Raw genomic sequence first — 2049 nt, forward strand, 5'->3', positions numbered from 1 at the left:
CCGAACTCGTAGTCGGCCGGCTCCCAGTCGGTGGAGCGGCCGGTCGTGACCTCGGCCTCACCCATCTCCTCGCCCGCCGCGTGCCGGCCGGCGCGCTTCCCGAAGACGATGAGCTCCGGCAGCGCGTTGCCGCCGAGGCGGTTCGCGCCGTGGACCGACGCACAGGCGCACTCGCCGGCCGCGTACAGCCCGTCGATGACGGTCTCGCCGTGCTCGTTCGTCTCGATGCCGCCCATCGCGTAGTGCTGGCCGGGCTTGACCGGCATCGGCTCCGTGAGCCCGTCCGCGCCCTCGAAGTCCTCCGCGAGGTGGAGGATGTTCTCCAACCGGTCGAGGATGCGCTCCTCGCCTAAATGCCGCATGTCGAGGTGGACGTACTCGTCCTCGATGCCGCGGCCCTCGTTGACCTCGGTCAGCTCGGCGCGGGAGACGACGTCGCGGGAGGCGAGCTCGCCGTCGTTGTTCGCGTAGCCGTGTTCGAACATGAACCGCTCGCCGTCCTCGTTGTAGAGGATTCCGCCCTCGCCGCGGACGCCCTCGGAGATGAGGACGCCGGTCGACGGCAGCGTCGTCGGGTGGAACTGGATGAACTCCATGTCCTCCATCGGGACGCCGGCGCGGTACGCCATCGCGACGCCGTCGCCGGTGTTGGCGACCGCATTGGTGGTGTGATCGAACACCTGCCCCATCCCGCCCGTCGCGAGGATGACGCCGTTCTTCGCGCGGAAGCCGCTAACCTCACCGCTCTGGATGTCGTAGCCGACGACGCCGTGACAGGTCCGCTCGGCGGGGTCGTCCTCGTCGGTGACCGCGAGATCCATCACGTGCCACTCGTCGTACACCGTAATTCCGCGTTTGACCACCTGCTCGTACATCGTGTGGAGCATCTGGTGGCCCGTCTCCGCGCCGGCGTACGTCGTCCGCGGGAAGGAGAGCCCGCCGAACGGGCGCTGGGAGACGCGGCCGTCGTCCTCGCGGGAGAACGGCATCCCCCAGTGTTCGAGCCGGATGTACCTCCTCGGGGCTCTCTTTACAGAGGGCCTCGACCGCCGGGGCGTCCCCGAGGTAGTCCGAGCCCTTCATCGTGTCGTACGCGTGGTCCTGCCAGGAGTCGGCGTCGCGTAACGCCGCGTTGATGCCGCCCTCCGCCGCGCCCGTGTGCGACCGGACGGGATGGAGCTTCGACACCATCGCCACGTCCGCACCCGCTTCCTGTGCCGCGATCGCCGCCCGGAGTCCCGCCCCGCCGGCCCCGACGACGACGACGTCGTGTTCGTACATTGTTGGTATGTAATTTCGTAGGTTCCGGAGTCCCTTGATACTGTCTGTCGGGACTACCAGAACTTCAGATTGTTTTTGACCGCTTCGCGCTTCAGCTCCTGAATGTGCTCGGTGAGGGGGATGTCCTTCGGGCACACCTCGGTACAGGAGAACTGCGTCTGACACCGCCAGACGCCGTGTTCCTGCTCGATGATCTCCAGCCGCTTCTGTTTGATCTCCTCGCCCTCGCGCTCGTCCATCGCGAACCGGTACGCCTTGTTGATCGCGGCGGGCCCGAGGTACTCGTTGTCGCCGGCGGCGATGTTACACGAGGACATACACGCGCCACACCAGATACAGCGCGTGGACATCTTGATCTTCTCGCGGTTCTCGCGGTCCTGTCGCTGCTCTTCGAGCTCGCCGTCCGGGAACTCGTTCGTCTGGAAGTACGGCTCGACGGCCTCCATCTGGTCGTAGAAGTGCTCCATGTCGACGACGAGGTCCTTGGTCACCTCGGCGTGCGGGAGCGGCTCGACGCGGACCGGCTGTTCGAGGTCCGAGATCTGCGTCTTACACGCCAGCTTCTGCCCGCCGTTGACGAACATCGCGTCGGACCCGCACACCGCCTGCCGGCAGGAGTGGCGGAACGTGAGCGAGGAGTCGTACGTGTCGCGCGCGTACATCAGCGCGTCGAGGACGGTCATCCCCTTCGTGAACGGGACGTGGAAGGTGTCGAACCGCGGCTCCTGTTTCCCCTCGACCTGCGGGTCGTAGCGGAACACCTTCAGC

1 protein-coding gene and 2 pseudogenes are annotated in these 2049 nt (G+C 66.7%); all 3 read right to left on the reverse strand.

Going from position 1 to position 2049, the window contains the following annotated elements:
• Window positions 1-1224, reverse strand: a pseudogene (locus tag BN903_RS10420) (FAD-binding protein); the annotation flags it as partial.
• Window positions 1222-1281: pseudogene (locus BN903_RS18620) on the reverse strand (hypothetical protein); the annotation flags it as partial. The pseudogenes BN903_RS18620 and BN903_RS10420, both read right to left, overlap by 3 nt.
• A 53-nt stretch (window positions 1282-1334) precedes the next feature.
• On the reverse strand, window positions 1335-2049 hold a 715-nt coding region (locus tag BN903_RS10425), incomplete at its 5' end, for a succinate dehydrogenase/fumarate reductase iron-sulfur subunit (protein ID WP_048077659.1).

The sequence above is a fragment of the Halorubrum sp. AJ67 genome (assembly GCF_000513435.1).